The following is a 14,549-nucleotide window of genomic DNA, read 5'->3' on the forward strand; positions in this document are numbered from 1 at the left end:
GCCTCGCTCCTCACGGAGCGGGCGACGGCCTTCGTCGTGCGCGCGGCAGGGCCCCCGGCAGTCAGCCGAGCGTGACCGTCGCACCGCCCGACATGAACGAGTCGTGCAGCTCGACGCCCGCCGGCACCGCGCCGGCCGGGACGTCGAACACCACGACACCCTGGGTCGAGCTGCCGGGGTCGATGTCGTCGAGGAAGCTGTTGGCGTCCCCCAGGTAGATCCCGGCCGTGGGGTCGGCCGAGTGCTCGCGTCCCTGGGTGTCGAGCATCTTCTGCGCGCTCGCGTCGAACATCTGGGCAGCGTCCCCGATGTTCGTCACCGAGACGTGCACCAGGACGAACTGCCCCTGGGGGTCCGCGCCGAGGATCTCGTCGCCCACGCGCGTGACCCCCGGCTCGAGGGCCGTGACCGTGAACTCGAGCTTCCCGTCGCGCACCGCCGAGCCGAGGCCCGGGACGGTCTCGTCGGGGGCGGGGGCGTCTCCCGTGCCTGCCGTGCCCGCCGCATCTGCGGTCCCCGCGGGCGTGTCGCTGCCCCCGAGGGTCGGCACGACGACCGACACGACGACGATCAGCGCGAGGCTCGTGAGGAAGACCGTGAGGACCTTGTGCCGGTCGAAGGACGACTTCCGCGAGGCGGGCTCCGGCTGCCCCAGGTAGGGCTGCTCGGTGTCGGGCTGGTTCTGCATGGCGAGGGCCTCTCGTGGTTCCGGATCGTACGGGACCACTTCATCGCCTCGGACCGGGTGGGCGCGTCGGCGGACCGGCTACGGTCTGCGCACCAAAAGTCGTACACGCGCCCAGGACCGCGGACCCGGAGGGGGGACTCCGCAGCCGGCCCGGGCGCGCTCACGACCGCGGTCGAGCGCGTCCCCTGAGCGCGCGCCCGCCGTGCACACCCGCCCGCCGTCGGCGCGGCCCCGAGGAACCGTCAGGCCTGGAGCGCGGGCTCCTCGTCACGCGCGACGGCGGCCTTCCAGTCGGCCTTCTCGGCGCGCCAGCCCTCCTCGGTGCGCCCGCGGCGCCAGTAGCCGGACGCGGAGAGCGCCGTGACGGGCACGCCCCGGTCGAGGCGCACGTGGCGGCGCAGCGTACGCACGAACCCGGCATCGCCGTGCAGGAACACCTGGGGCTGCCCGGGCAGGAACGCGAGCGCCTCGACGGACTCGACGAGGACGTCGCCGGGCGCGCGGTCGGGGTGGGCGTCACGGTGGACCCAGCGCAGGTCGAGCGCCCCGGGCGACGTGAGTGCCTGCTCCTCCGCCGCGGAGGCGACCTCGACGACCGCGAGGACGGGCGCGCCGTCGGGCATCGCCTCGAGGGCTGCCGCGATGGCGGGCAGTGCGCTCTCGTCGCCCACGAGCAGGTGCCAGTCATAGGCACCCGACGGCGCGTACTCGCCGCCGGGACCGAAGAAGGACATCGCGTCACCGGGCTGGGCGGAGGCTGCCCAGGGGCCCGCGAGGCCCTCGTCGCCGTGCACCACGAAGTCGATCGCGAGCTCGCGGGCGACGGGGTCCCACGAGCGGATCGTGTAGGTGCGCATGGGGACGCGTCCCTCGGGGCCGGCCTCGGCCGGGAAGAGCAGCTTGACGTAGCGGTCGGTGTGCGGACCGGGGTCGAAGCCGTCGAGCCCCTCTCCCCCGAGGACCACACGGATCATGTGCGGTGTGAGGCGCTCGGTGCGCACGACCACGGCGTGGGTCGCGACGCGCTCGGGCTTGCGGGGGGCAGGGTCGGTCATACGGTCCTCCAGGGTGCGCTCCGCCCGCGATGGCGAAGTGAGGCAAGCCTAACCCGGATGCGCCGAGGGGTGACCGCCCGTCCAGGCTCGGCCACCCCTCGGTCCGTGAGAAGAGGTCAGTAGCCCCCTGCGCCGCCCTCGGCCGGTTCGACCCCGTCGAAACCCGCGAGCACCGCGGCGGTGCCCGACAGGCCCAGGCGCGTCGCACCGTGCTCGATCATGGCGAGCGCGTCGGCGAGCGTCCGCACACCCCCCGAGGCCTTGACCCCGAGGCGTCCGCCGACCGTCTCGGCCATGATGGACACAGCGTGCGTCGAGGCGCCGCCGGCCGGGTGGAAGCCCGTGGAGGTCTTGACGAAGTCGGCGCCAGCGGCCTCCGAGGCGCGGCACGCCTCGACGATCTCGTGGTCCGTGAGTGCGGCGGACTCGATGATGACCTTGAGGACCTTGGGGGCCGGGACCGCGGCCCGGACGGCCGCGATGTCGGACTGGACGTACGCCCAGTCGCCTGCCTTGGCAGCACCCAGGTCGATGACCATGTCGACCTCGTCCGCGCCGTCGGCGATCGAGCGGGCCGCCTCGGCGGCCTTGACCTCGCTGTGGTGCGTCCCGGACGGGAACCCGCACACGGTCGCGATCTTCAGACCCTTGCCGTCGAGCGGCAGGACCGAGGGCGAGACGCACACCGAGTAGACGCCGAGCGCGACACCCTCGTCGACGAGCGCCTCGAAGTCCGCACGGGTCGCCTCGGGCTTGAGCAGGGTGTGGTCGACGAACTGCGCGAGGGCCGCGCGGTCGAGCGGGGACGTGCCGGGGGTGCTCACAGCTGTGCTCCTTGGATCTCCTGGTAACCGGGAAGGATGACGTCGTCGATGAGCGCGCGGCGCTCGTCGTGGTGGATGAAGGCGCTCCACGCGGCCGTGGCCGTGACGTCGTAGAGGTCCTCGAGCGTCCAGCCGGCCTGCTCGACGAGCAGCGTCATCTCGTGGGTCATGGACGTGCCCGACATGAGGCGGTTGTCCGTGTTGAGCGTGACCGCGAAGTCGAGCTCCTTGAGCCGCGTGATGGGGTGCGCCGCGATCGAGGTCCCCGCCGCACCGGTCTGCAGGTTCGAGACAGGGCACAGCTCGAGCGGGATCTGGTGGTCACGGACCCAGTGGGCGAGCTGGCCCAGGGCCGCGGTGCCGTGGTGCTCGTCGAACGAGATGTCCTCGATGAGGCGCACACCGTGCCCGACGCGCGAGGCCTGGCCCAGGTGGACGGCCTCGGCGATCGACGAGACGCCCGACGCCTCGCCCGCGTGGATCGTCACGGGGAAGTTCTGGTCCGCGAGGTACTGCCACACGCCCGGGAAGCGCGAGGGCGGGAAGCCGTCCTCGGCGCCGGCGATGTCGAACCCGACGACGCCGTTGCTCCGGTTGGCCACGGCGAGCTCGGCGATCTCCTGCCAGCGGTCGGCGTGCCGCATCGCGGTCACGAGCTGGCCCACGCGGATCGTGCGACCCTGCGCGGCGGCGAGGGCCACCCCCTCCTCCAGACCTGCCTGGACGGCGTCCACGGTGTCCTGCAGGCTCAGGCCGGCGCGCAGGTGCTGCTCGGGGGCCCACCGCTGCTCGGCGTACACGACGCCGTCGGCCGCGAGGTCCAGCACGGACTCGCGCGCGACGCGCACGAGCGCCTCGCGCGTCTGCATCACGGCGATCGTGTGGTCGAAGGTCTCGAGGTAGCGCACGAGCGAGCCCGAGTCTGCCGACTCGACGAACCAGGCGCCCAGCGCGTCGGCGTCGGTCGCGGGCAGGTCGTGCCCGATCTCGGCGGCGAGCTCGATGATCGTCTGCGGCCGTAGCCCACCGTCGAGGTGGTCGTGCAGGACGACCTTGGGGAGCGCGGCGATCGCCGCGACGGTCTCGCTCACGGAGGAGGGTGTGGAGGTCATGGGCTCACGCTACCGGGCGCGGGGCGGGCGCACGCGACGGCGGTGCGGGTCCCAGGTCACGGGTGCGTCACGGGTACGTCACGCCCGGCTCGTGCCCGGCTCACTCGCCGTCCGCGTCGTCGCCCTCGTCGAGCGGCACGAGGGACGCCTGCTCGACGACGTCGGCCTCGTCCGCCTCGCCGTCGAGGTCCGGGCGCGGCGTCCGGGGGCTGTAGTCCTCCGCGGCGTCCGCGTCGGAGGACGCGGACGGGGGCGTCAGCTCCTCCTCGACCAGGTTCTTCGGGGCGTCGTCGTCGGGTGCGACCAGGCCGGCGTCGCGCCAGGAGTCGGTACCGGGGACCGTGCTCATGGTGAGCTCCTCTCGTCTCTCCCCATCGTCACCCGACGCGGCGCGACCCGCCAGCCCGTCCCGCAGGCAGGACCGCCCAGGTGACGTGCGACCAGCCGCCGAGCGCGCGCCGCACACCCTTGCCGGGCTCGCCGTCCTCGCCGACCCCGGCGAGGAGGTCGGCGACACGCAGCCGGTGCATCGTCCCGGTCGACGGCTCGTACACCGAGCACCACCGACCGCCGAACGGTGCGGCGGTCTCCTTCGGCGACTCCGGCGGGAGGCTCACGCCCACGAGCAGCACGACGTGGCGCGGCACGGCCGTCGACCACCCCGTCCCGAGGTCCCCGCCCGAGTACAGCGGCACGGGCACGCCCGCGGCGGCCGAGCGCAGCGCGCTCGCGAGCACGCGGTCCTGCGCGCCGTCGCCCGGCACGATGCGGTGGGTGTACCGCACGTCGGCGTAGCGGGCGTCGCGTGCGGCCGTCCACGGCGGCGTGCCGAGCCCGGCGGGCCACGGGAGGGGGCCGAGCGCGGCGCGCGTCGTGCGCGCCTGGAGGAGGCGCTGGAGCGCGGCGAACCGGCCCGACGACGTCTCGAGCTCTCGGGCGGTCGCGTCGGCCTCCCCCTCGGTCACCACGTGCGCGCTCGCCCCCCGGGAGACGTCGGTACCCGCGACGAGCCACAGCCCGACCACGGGGTCACCTGCAGCGGCGAGGACCGCGAGCACCGCCGAGCCGCACGTCGTCCCGTCGACCTGGACCGCGCGGGCGCTGCCGAGCACGAGCGGCTCGCCGAAGCGTGTGTCGGGTCCTGCCGTGGGCGCGCCGTCTGCCGGGGATCCCAGCCCCCACGCCCGGACGGGCGCGGCCCTGCGCAACGGGTCGAGCACGTGCGCCCGCTCCCACGGGCGCAGCGTCGCGAGCTCGTCGACCAGGCGGTCGGCGACCTGCTCGGAGTGACCTGCGCGACGGGCGAGCCGACGGACGGCGGGTGCGGCGCCGTCGGGCTCCGGGACGACGTAGCGGCCCGGCGGCGGCGCGGGCGGCAACGGCCCCCGCCCCGCTCCCACCGCACGCAGGACCCGGGTCAGCTGGAGGTCGGCGAGGATCATGCCGACAGCCTGCCATCCCCTCCCCCCGGACGACGAGCCGCCCTCACAGCAGGCTCACGACCGCGCTCGCCGCACCGAGGAACCCGAGGACGCCCACGAGCGACGCGACCCGCACGAGGAAGCCCCAGGAGTGCAGCCGGCCGTCGCGCGGCAGGCCGCCCGACGGAGGCCGCAGGACGGCGGGCACCAGGGTCGCGACCGCGAGGGCGCCCGCGAGCACGGACAGGACGGGCTGCCCCACCCGCAGGTTCACCGCGGCCAGCAGGACCGACCCGATCACGACGCCGAGGACCGTGCGCTGCCACGCGAGGGCGGTGCGCTCGGGCTGCAGGCCGGGGTCGCGCGCCGCGGAGGTCACGTCCGCCAGACCTCGGTGACCGCGTACCCGGCCACGAGCAGCGCGAGGACGAGCACGCCCGCGACGAGCACGGGCAGCCCCGTCGGCGCGGGCAACGGCTCTCCGCGGCGCATGGCCCGTTCGTTGCGTCGCCAGGCGAGCAGTGCGTAGGCCGCGAAGCCCGCCCCCGCGAGGCACGCGACCGCCGCGATCACGTCGACGAAGCCGGACATGCTCGCGAGCGACGCGAACGACGTGAGCGCGACACCGCCCGCGACGAGACCGAGACCCGTCCGCACCCAGGCCAGCGCGGTGCGCTCGTTGGCCAGGCTGAAGCGGATGTCGGGCTCCTCGCCCACGCCGTACACCGAGCGCGGACGACGGTCGTCGGGCGGGGGCGCCCCCGGGCCACGCGTCGCCGCGTCGTCCGAGGGCTCCCCCGCCTGCGTCGTCATCTCAGCTCAGGCGGTCGAGGATCAGAGCCGGGGTCTCGACGACCGTGCCCGGGTCCGCGACGCCCCACGCCCCGTCGAGGGCCTCGACCGCGCGGTCGAAACGCTCGGGGGTGTCGGTGTGCAGCGTCAGCAGGTGCTGGCCCTTGGTCACGACGTCACCGGGCTTGGCGTGGATCTCGATGCCCGCGCCCGCCTGCACCGGGTCCTCCTTGCGGGCACGACCCGCACCCAGGCGCCAGGCCGCGACCCCGACGCCGAACGCGTCGAGGTGCGAGAGCACGCCGTCGCGGTCCGCGACCACGTGCTCCTTCTCGCGCGCGACGGGCAGCGGCGCACGGGCGTCGCCGCCCTGCTCCGCGATCATCTCGCGCCACTTGTCCATGGCCCGGCCGTTGGACAGCGCGTGCCGGACCTCCTCCTCCGGGACGGGCTTGCCGGCGGCGGAGAGCATCTCGACCGCGAGCGCGACCGTGAGGTCCACGACGTCGCGCGGGCCACCGCCCGAGAGCACCTCGAGGGTCTCGCGGACCTCGAGCGCGTTGCCCGCCGTCAGGCCGAGCGGCGTCGACATGTCGGTCAGGAGCGCGACCGTGCGCACACCCGCGTCGGTGCCCAGGTCCACCATGGTGCGCGCGAGCTCGCGCGCCTGGTCGAGATCCTTCATGAACGCGCCGGAACCGACCTTGACGTCCAGGACCAGGGCGCCCGTGCCCTCGGCGATCTTCTTGCTCATGATCGACGACGCGATGAGGGGGATCGCCTCGACCGTGGCCGTGACGTCGCGCAGCGCGTAGAGCTTGCGGTCCGCGGGCGCCAGCCCGGAGCCCGCCTGGCAGATGACCGCACCCACGTGCTCGAGCTGGTGCATCATCTGCTCGTTGGTCAGCGCCGCACGCCAGCCCGGGATCGACTCGAGCTTGTCGAGCGTGCCGCCCGTGTGCCCCAGCCCGCGCCCCGAGAGCTGCGGCACGGCCACGCCGAAGACCGCGACGAGCGGGGCGAGCGGCAGCGTGATCTTGTCGCCCACGCCACCGGTCGAGTGCTTGTCCGCGGTGGGCCGGGAGAGCGCCGAGAAGTTCATGCGCTCGCCCGAGGCGATCATCGCGGCCGTCCAGCGGCCGATCTCCGTGCGGTCCATGCCGTTGAGGAGGATCGCCATGTTGAGGGCGGCCATCTGCTCCTCGGCCACGACGCCACGGGTGTAGGCGTCGATGACCCAGTCGATCTGCTCGGCGGACAGCCGGCCCTTGTCCCGCTTGGTGCGGATGACGTCGACCGCGTCGAACGACTCGGTCGCCTTGTCGGGCAGCGCGCCCGAGGCGCCTGCCGGGATGCTCTTCGTGCTCATGCTCGCTCCACCAGATCGTCGGGCCCGAAAGCGTCGGGCAGCACTTCGCTCATGGGCTTGATGCCACGGGTCGTCTCGACGAGCAGCGCGGGGCCGCCGTGCTCCCACAGGAGCTGGCGGCACCGCCCGCACGGCATGAGCGTGTTGCCGTGACCGTCGACGCACGCGAACGCCACGAGGCGACCGCCCCCGCTCCCGATCAGGTCGCTCACTAGCGAGCACTCGGCGCACAGCGTCACGCCGTACGCCGCGTTCTCGATGTTCGCGCCCGTGACCAGACGGCCGTCGTCGACGAACGCCGCCGCCCCGACCTTGAAGGACGAGTACGGCGCGTACGCCTTCTCCATGGCGCCCCGCGCGGCCACGCGCAGGGCCTCCCAGTCGAAGCGGTCCCCGGCGTCGACGGTCGTGCCACCGCTCTCGTTCACGCCGTCACCCCTTCACGTACGGCTGGCCCGCGGCCGCAGGGCCTCGGACGCGGCCGACGAGGCCGGCCACCGCGAAGATCGTGACGACGTACGGCAGCATCAGCATGAACTGGTTGGGGATCGGCGTCTCGAGGACGCCGAGCACCTGCTGGAGCTTGTCGGCGAAGCCGAAGAGCAACGCGGCGCCGAGCGCACCCCACGGGGTCCACCGACCCAGGATCATGGCGGCGAGCGCGATGTACCCCTTGCCGGCCGTCATCTCCTGGCCGAACGCCCCCACGGAGCCGATCGTGAAGAACGCGCCACCGAGCCCCGCGACCATGGACCCGAGCAGGACGTTGCGCCACCGCGTGCGGTTGACGTCGATGCCGACCGTGTCGGCCGCCTGCGGGTACTCGCCCACCGAGCGGACACGCAGACCCCACTTGGTACGGAACAGCGCGATGCTGATCACGATGACCGCGACGTAGAGCAGGTAGACGATGATCGACTGGCGGAACAGCACCGGTCCGATGATCGGGATCTCCGACAGCAGGGGGATCGGGAGGGTCGGCAGGCGCGGCGGGGTGTTGAGCGTGGCCGCGTCGTTCTTGAGCACCGAGCTGAACAGGAAGCTCGTCAGGCCCACGGCGAACACGTTGAGCACCACACCGACGATGATCTGGTTCACGTGGTACTTGACCGTGAACAGCGCGAGCATCGCACCGATGAGCAGACCCGCGATCGGGGCGGCGATCAGCCCGATGTAGGCGTTGCCCACGACCGAGGCGAGCACCGCGGCGCCGAAGGCCCCCGTCAGGAGCTGACCCTCGATCGCGATGTTGACCACGCCGGCCCGCTCGTTGAGCAGGCCGCCGAGGGCGCCGAACGCGAGCGGGACAGCGAGGAGCAGCGACCCCTGGAGGAGGCTCACGATCGACGTGCTCTTGTCCGCGACGGCCCACACGAGGAACGTCAGGACCCACAGGACACCGAAGACGGCGAGCACCCACCGGCCGACCGGCTGGTCCGCGCGGACCCGGACGTACGCGTAGCCCGCGAGCAGGAGGCACAGGACCGAGAGCACGATCGCGGTCGCCCTGGTCGGGACCGCGACCGGGTCGAACTGGAGCAGGTCAGCCCCGGTCGAGATGCCGAACGTCGTGACCGACCCCGCCGGTCCGAGGAGACCGAACAGGACGAACGAGAGGAGCCCGAAGACGCCCAGGGTGATGGGGAGCTTCCAGCTGCGGGCCGCGGTGACGGTAGCGACCTGGGTAGCAGGTGCAGCCATGGCGGTCATGCGCTGACTCCCTTCATGACGACGGGGTTCGGGGCGGGCAGGCGGAAGATCGCCCGCACGAGCGGCGGCGCCGCGATGAAGAGGACGACGAGCGACTGGATGACCAGGACGATGTTGATCGAGGTCCCGGTCGAGGCCTCCATCGCGCGCCCGCCGACGTTGAGCCCGGCGTACAGCAGGCCGGCGAAGAAGATGCCCAGCGGCTTGGAACGCCCCAGGAGGGCGACGGTGATCGCGTCGAACCCGATCGAGCCCGCGATGCCGCCCGTGAGCGCCTTCTCGGTGCCGAGGATCTGCACGGCACCTGCGAGCCCGGCGAGGGCACCGGAGACGACCATGACGAGGACGAAGGACGACGCGACGCCCATGCCCGCGGTCCGGGCGGCCTGCTGGTTCGAGCCCACGGCCCGGAAGCGGAAGCCCCAGGTCGAGCGCGTCATGAGCCACCACACGAAGACCGCGGCAAGGATCGCGACCAGGAAGCCCGCGTTGAGGCGGAACTGGTCACCGAGGAGCAGCGGGAGCTGGGCGGTGTCCTTGACCCCGGGGCTCTTGGGCTGGTTCGACCCGGGCCGGGTGAAGGCGCTCGTCGTGAGGAACCATGCCACGAGGTAGAGCGCGACGTAGTTCAGCATGATCGTCACGATCACCTCGTGCGCACCCGTGCGCGCCTTGAGGAAGCCTGCGATGCCGGCCCAGAAGCCACCGGCGAGGATGCCGCCCAGCAGGGCGAGCAGGAGGTGCAGCACCGGCGGGAGGTTCCACGCGAAGCCGACGTAGCCGCCGATCGCGGCCCCCATGATGACCTGGCCCTGAGCACCGATGTTGAACATGCCGGCGCGGAAGCCGACGGCCACGCCGAGCGCGGCGATGATGAGCGGGGTCGAGACCGTCATGGTCTCCGTGAGGGAGCGGATGCCGCGCGCGAACGTCGGGGCGTCGTAGTTGTACACCGCTCCGCGGAACATGGCCGCGTAGGCCTCGCTCACGGCGGTCCAGGCCGCACCGAAGAAGTCGGCGGGCTTGGCGAAGAGGTAGCTCGCCGCGGCGGTCACGTCGGGGTCGGTGACGATGATCAGGAGCCCGCCGATGACCAGCGCCAGGACGAACGCCAGGACGGTCACTCCGAACGGGCCGGTCGTGATCTCACGGAAGGTCGCGGCCCAGCGAGCGGACTCGGCGCCCTCGGGGTGGGGCTTCGCCGCGCCGGCCGGCTCGGGCGCCGGCTCTCCCGTCGGTGGCGGGGCGGGCTGCTGGTCGGTCACTGGGTTGCTCCCGTCGTGTCGGTCTGGTCGTGCACCTGTGCGATGGCCTCGTCGTGGGGGACCCCGGCCATCATGAGGCCGAGCACCTCGCGCGACGTCGTCGGCGGCACCACGCCGACGATCCCTCCCCGGTACATCACGGCGATGCGGTCGGCGAGCTCGACGACCTCGTCGAGCTCGGTCGACACGATGATCACGGGCGTGCCGTTGTCGCGCTCCTGCACGATGCGCCGGTGCAGGAACTCGATCGAGCCCACGTCGACGCCGCGCGTCGGCTGGCTCGCGATGAAGAGCTTGAGCGGCCTCGAGAGCTCACGCGCCAGCACGACCTTCTGCTGGTTGCCGCCCGAGAGCCGGCCGACCTCCTGGCCGGGACCCTGGGTACGGATGTCGAACTCCGCGATGCGCTGCTCGGCGTTGCGGCGGATCGCCCCCAGGTCGAGGCCGATGCCCTTGGCGTAGGGCGGCTTGTCGTAGAGGTCGAGCACGAGGTTCTCGGCGACCGAGAAGTCGAGCACGAGCCCGTCGACCTTGCGGTCCTCGGGGACGAAGCCGATCCCGGCCTCGAGCGCGGCGTCGGGCGTCAGGCCCCGGAGCTCCTGCCCGTGCAGGGAGATCGACCCCTCCGCGGAGGGCAGGAGCCCGAGGATGGCCTCGGTGAGCTCGGTCTGCCCGTTGCCCTGAACGCCCGCGACGGCGAGGATCTCGCCCTGCGCGACGGAGAACGACACGCGGTCCACGACCGCCTGGCCGTTCGGGGCCAGGACCGTGAGGTCGGTGACGACGAACGTCTCCTCGCCGCGCTGCGGCGGGGCCTTGTCGAGACCGAGGGAGACCGCGCGTCCCACCATGAGGGAGGCGAGCTCGCTCTCGGAGGCGGTCGGCTCGGCGTTGCCGACGACCGCACCGCGACGGATGACCGTGATGACGTCGGCGACGGCCTTGACCTCGCGCAGCTTGTGCGTGATGAACACGATCGAGGTGCCGGACTCGCGGAGCTGTCGCATGATCTCGATCAGCTCGTCGGTCTCCTGCGGCGTGAGCACCGCGGTGGGCTCGTCGAGGATGAGGACCTTCGCCTCGCGAGCGAGAGCCTTGACGATCTCGACGCGCTGCTGCACGCCGACGGGGAGGTCCTCGACGACGGCGTCCGGGTCGAGCCCGAACCCGAACCGCGCAGACAGCTCGCGCACGCGCTTGCGGGCGGCCTCCAGGTCCAGGAAGCCCCCGGCCTTGGTGTCCTCGTGGCCCAGCATGACGTTCTCGGCGACGGTGAAGACGGGGACGAGCATGAAGTGCTGGTGCACCATGCCGATCCCGGCCGCCAGGGCATCTCCCGGGCCTCGGAAGGCGCGCTCGACGTCGTCGAGCAGGATCTCGCCCGAGTCGGCCTGGTAGAGGCCGAACAGCACGTTCATCAGCGTGCTCTTGCCCGCGCCGTTCTCCCCGAGCAGGGCGTGGATCTGCCCCGGTTCGATGACGAGGTCGATGTGGTCGTTGGCGACGAGCGGTCCGAACGACTTGGTGATTCCGCGGAGCTCCAGCTTCACGTACGGTCTCCTTCGATGCACAGGCAGCCTTGCCTGCGACGTTAGCCCAAGACTGGTCGAGCCGGCCCGGCGAGGTGCCGGGCCGGCTCGGCCACGATGTACTGCGTCAGGTCACGGCGAGCTCGGGGACTCCACGACGATCGTGCCGTCGATGATGTCCTTGCGGAGCTGGTCGATCTCGTCCTTGAGCTCCTGAGGAACCTTCGAGTCGAAGTCGTGGTACGGCGCGATGTCCACGCCGCCGTTCTCGAGCGTGCCCACGTAGGGTTCGTTCGAGAACTCGTCCTCGGAGGCTGCCGTGATGACGTCCTCGACGCCCGCGCCGATCTCCTTGAGCACGGAGGTCAGGATCAGGTCGCCGCTGTCGGGGTTGGTCTCGAAGCCGTCCGCGTCGACCCAGATGACCGACACGTCGGTCGCGTCCTTGGCGGCGGCGAGCGTGCCGACGCCGACCGGACCGGCGACGGGCATGATGATGTCCGCGCCCTGGTCGATGAAGGTCTGGGTCAGCTGCTGGCCCTGGGACTGGTCCTCGAAGCCGCCCGCGAACGAGCCGTTCTGGCTGTCCTTGTTCCAGCCGAGCGTCTTGACGTCGGTGCCGTGCGTCTCGTTGTAGTTCGCGACGCCGTCGACGAAGCCGTCCATGAAGATCGTCACGGACGGGATCTGCAGACCGCCGTACGTCGCGACCGTGCCGGTCTTGCTCATGCCCGCGGCGAGGTAGCCCGCGAGGAACGAGGCCTGGGCGGTGTCGAAGCTGATCGGCTTGACGTTGTCGAGCTCGATCGTGTTGCCGTCAGCGTCTTGTGCCGTCGAGTCGACGATCGCGAAGTCGACGTCCGGGTTGGCCTGGGCGGCGTCGCCCGTGGCCGTCGCGAGGAGGAAGCCGACCGTCACGATGACGTTGCAGTTCTCGGAGACCAGGTTGTCGATGTTCGGAGCGAAGTTCGACTCCTCCTTCGACTCGGCCGTGGCGGTCTGGATGCCCAGGTTCTTCTCGGCAGCCATGAGGCCGTTGTAGCCCGACTCGTTGAAGGACTTGTCGTCGAAGCCGCCCGCGTCGGACACCATGCACGCCTTGAAGCTCGACTCCGAGCCCCCGGCCGTGCCCGTGGCGCCGCCCTCTTCGGGTGCGCTCCCACATGCAGCCAGCGCCAGCGCGGCGACGGCCGCGAGCGCTGTCATCTGCGTTGCTCTCTTCACCATGAGCTCCGTTCGATCTCGTCGATGGCCCCCGGGAGAAAACCGAGACCTGCCCGCGCGTCGTTGCACGGGTAGGTCACGGGGTCCGTCGGCCTGTATTGATCGAACACTAGCCACGTCGAGGGACGTCGGACGTTACTTGCGGGTAACGCGGACGCTTCGTTATGGAAGCGTCATCTGACGTCTCAGCCGTGACCGTTCGCGTTCCAGCGGTCGGACACTTGGTTGCACAGGGCAACGTTTCGAGCGTCGACCGACGTGCCGACCGCTCAGCCCAGCGCGACGCGCGCGAGCAGACGCACCCCCGCGCCGATCGCCGCCTCGTCGACCCGCAGGTCCCCCTGGTGGATGTCGTACGACCGCCCGCCCGGCGTCCGGGTGCCCAGCCGGGCCATCGCACCGGGAACCTTGGTCAGGTACCAGGCGAAGTCCTCGCCGCCGAGCGACTGCTCCGTGAGGAGCACCGACGCAGGCCCCAGCACGTCGCGCGCCGCGGCCTCGAGCGAGGCCGTGCACTCCTCCGCGTTCTCGACCGGCGGGACCCCGCGGGTGTGGTTGACCGTCACCTCGACCTCGTAGGGCGCGACGACCTGCTCGACCGCGTCGTGCAGGACCTGCCCCGCGAACTCCCAGGCCCGCACGTCGAGGCAGCGCAGCGTCCCTCGGACCGTCCCGGTGCTGGGGATCGCGTTGTGCGCCGAGCCGGCGTGCACCGCGCCCCACGTGAGGTTGACGCCCGAGCGCGGGTCGAGGCGGCGGCCCAGCACTGCGGGGACCTGCGTGATGACCTGTCCGAGCGCGTAGACCACGTCGCCCGTCAGGTGCGGGCGGGACGTGTGCCCGCCGGGCGAGGTGATGGTCACGGAGACCTCGTCGGACGCCGAGGTGATGGGACCGATGCGCGTCCCGATCTGCCCGGCGTCGACCTTGGGGTCGCAGTGGACCGCGTAGATCTCCTCGATCCCGTCCAGGCCGCCCGCGGCGATCACGTCGAGCGAGCCGCCGGGCTGGACTTCCTCCGCGGGCTGGAAGACCAGCCGGACCGGACGGGACAGCTCGCCTCGCTCGGCGAGCGCGGCCAGGACCAGGCCCGCCCCCAGCACGACCGTGGCGTGCACGTCGTGCCCGCACGCGTGCGCGACACCGGGGGTGGTCGAGGCCCACGGGAGCTCGCACCGGTCCTGGACCGGGAGCGCGTCGATGTCGGCGCGCAGCGCGACCCGCCCGAGCACGGCACCGTCCGGCCCGTCCGAGCCGCCGATGTCGCACACGAGCCCGGTGCCCGGCAGGAGCCGGGGCTCGAGCCCCGCCGCGCGCAGCCGGTCGGCGATCAGGGCCGTGGTACGGGTCTCGGTGCGCGAGACCTCGGGGTGCGCGTGGATGTCGCGACGGATCGCGACGAGCTCGTCCTCGAAGGTCGAGGCCAGGTCGACGACCGCGTCCCCGGTCGCCGTGCGCGCCAGGAGGTGCGTCGACGCGGGCCGGGCACCCGTCCGGGCACGGTCCGACGGGGTGCTGTTCTCGGTGCTCTCCTCAGGACTGCTCACCAGCCGAGACTAT

Annotated in this window: 15 protein-coding genes; all 15 read right to left on the reverse strand. The window is 72.2% G+C overall.

All coding sequences use genetic code 11. The features are described 5' to 3' along the window. Positions 1-61: 61 nt before the first annotated feature. The 15 genes from H9652_RS01820 to H9652_RS01890 all read right to left on the reverse strand — a co-directional run bounded on the left by H9652_RS01820 (position 62) and on the right by H9652_RS01890 (position 14,452). Positions 62-688 (reverse strand): DUF4352 domain-containing protein, encoded by a 627-nt coding sequence (locus tag H9652_RS01820; RefSeq protein ID WP_191794383.1) that lies wholly within the window; start codon positions 686-688, stop codon positions 62-64. A 242-nt stretch (positions 689-930) separates the two neighbouring features. Then, the gene (locus H9652_RS01825; protein ID WP_191794384.1) at positions 931-1,743 is read right to left on the reverse strand and encodes a siderophore-interacting protein; all 813 of its coding nucleotides are present in this window, start codon (positions 1,741-1,743) and stop codon (positions 931-933) included. A gap of 116 nt (positions 1,744-1,859) precedes the next feature. Further along, on the reverse strand, positions 1,860-2,567 hold the full coding sequence (gene deoC, locus H9652_RS01830) for a deoxyribose-phosphate aldolase (RefSeq protein ID WP_191794385.1): 708 nt from the start codon (positions 2,565-2,567) through the stop codon (positions 1,860-1,862). Beyond that, complete coding sequence (locus H9652_RS01835) at positions 2,564-3,679, reverse strand: adenosine deaminase (protein ID WP_191794386.1); 1,116 nt, start codon at positions 3,677-3,679, stop codon at positions 2,564-2,566. Before H9652_RS01835 ends, deoC begins: the two co-directional genes overlap by 4 nt. Positions 3,680-3,779: 100 nt before the next feature. Then, on the reverse strand, positions 3,780-4,028 hold the full coding sequence (locus tag H9652_RS01840; RefSeq protein WP_191794387.1) for a hypothetical protein: 249 nt from the start codon (positions 4,026-4,028) through the stop codon (positions 3,780-3,782). A 28-nt stretch (positions 4,029-4,056) separates the two neighbouring features. Beyond that, complete coding sequence (locus tag H9652_RS01845) at positions 4,057-5,121, reverse strand: hypothetical protein (protein WP_191794388.1); 1,065 nt, start codon at positions 5,119-5,121, stop codon at positions 4,057-4,059. A gap of 43 nt (positions 5,122-5,164) precedes the next feature. Beyond that, positions 5,165-5,479: a DUF202 domain-containing protein gene (locus tag H9652_RS01850; RefSeq protein ID WP_191794389.1), complete on the reverse strand. Its 315-nt coding sequence runs from the start codon at positions 5,477-5,479 to the stop codon at positions 5,165-5,167. Next, the gene (locus H9652_RS01855) at positions 5,476-5,913 is read right to left on the reverse strand and encodes a YidH family protein (protein WP_191794390.1); all 438 of its coding nucleotides are present in this window, start codon (positions 5,911-5,913) and stop codon (positions 5,476-5,478) included. The genes H9652_RS01850 and H9652_RS01855 overlap by 4 nt, the downstream gene beginning before the upstream one ends. 1 nt (position 5,914) lies before the next feature. After that, positions 5,915-7,261 (reverse strand): thymidine phosphorylase, encoded by a 1,347-nt coding sequence (locus tag H9652_RS01860; protein WP_191794391.1) that lies wholly within the window; start codon positions 7,259-7,261, stop codon positions 5,915-5,917. Further along, entirely contained in the window at positions 7,258-7,689 is a 432-nt protein-coding gene (locus tag H9652_RS01865; protein ID WP_318243942.1) for a cytidine deaminase, read from the reverse strand. Before H9652_RS01865 ends, H9652_RS01860 begins: the two co-directional genes overlap by 4 nt. A gap of 4 nt (positions 7,690-7,693) precedes the next feature. Further along, positions 7,694-8,971: an ABC transporter permease gene (locus H9652_RS01870; RefSeq protein WP_191794392.1), complete on the reverse strand. Its 1,278-nt coding sequence runs from the start codon at positions 8,969-8,971 to the stop codon at positions 7,694-7,696. Next, complete coding sequence (locus H9652_RS01875; RefSeq protein ID WP_191794393.1) at positions 8,968-10,236, reverse strand: ABC transporter permease; 1,269 nt, start codon at positions 10,234-10,236, stop codon at positions 8,968-8,970. Before H9652_RS01875 ends, H9652_RS01870 begins: the two co-directional genes overlap by 4 nt. After that, complete coding sequence (locus tag H9652_RS01880; RefSeq protein ID WP_191794394.1) at positions 10,233-11,786, reverse strand: ABC transporter ATP-binding protein; 1,554 nt, start codon at positions 11,784-11,786, stop codon at positions 10,233-10,235. Before H9652_RS01880 ends, H9652_RS01875 begins: the two co-directional genes overlap by 4 nt. A 111-nt stretch (positions 11,787-11,897) precedes the next feature. Next, positions 11,898-12,989, reverse strand: a complete 1,092-nt coding sequence (locus H9652_RS01885) for a BMP family lipoprotein (RefSeq protein WP_371415824.1) — start codon at positions 12,987-12,989, stop codon at positions 11,898-11,900. Positions 12,990-13,258: 269 nt separating this feature from the next. Further along, the gene (locus H9652_RS01890; RefSeq protein ID WP_191794449.1) at positions 13,259-14,452 is read right to left on the reverse strand and encodes an amidohydrolase; all 1,194 of its coding nucleotides are present in this window, start codon (positions 14,450-14,452) and stop codon (positions 13,259-13,261) included. Between the last annotated feature and the right edge of the window lie 97 nt (positions 14,453-14,549).

Source organism: Oerskovia rustica, assembly GCF_014836555.1.
Taxonomy (GTDB): domain Bacteria; phylum Actinomycetota; class Actinomycetes; order Actinomycetales; family Cellulomonadaceae; genus Oerskovia; species Oerskovia rustica.